Source organism: Mesorhizobium sp. M4B.F.Ca.ET.203.01.1.1 (assembly GCF_004791025.1).
In the GTDB taxonomy this organism is placed as follows: Bacteria; Pseudomonadota; Alphaproteobacteria; order Rhizobiales; family Rhizobiaceae; genus Mesorhizobium; species Mesorhizobium abyssinicae.
The window spans coordinates 1-261 of record NZ_SRUO01000324.1 but is presented as its reverse complement, the minus strand read 5'-3'; the positions used below and the strand labels follow the sequence as shown (position 1 = coordinate 261).

The 261-nt window shown below is 70.1% G+C and carries 1 protein-coding gene; it reads left to right on the top strand.

Features of this window, described 5'->3' with window-relative positions; all coding sequences use genetic code 11:
• On the top strand, nucleotides 1-261 hold a 261-nt coding region (locus EN846_RS34910), incomplete at both ends, for a hypothetical protein (RefSeq protein WP_135914188.1).

Genomic DNA, 261 nt, shown 5'->3' with positions numbered 1-261 from the left:
GCACCATCCTGGTCGACATCGTCGACGACGTGCCGACGGCCTATGCCAACACCAACAGCGTCTCTGAAGGCGCGCAGGTCTCGGGCAATGTGCTGAGCGACGGAACGCCTGACGTGCTCGGCGCCGATGGCGCAGCGCCCGGCGGCGCGGTGACCGGCGTGGCCACCGGCTCGAACGTCTCCAACCCGGTGAGCGGCAATCTCGGCGGCGCCGGGATCGCGGGCCAGTACGGCACGCTGGTGCTCAACGCCAACGGCACCT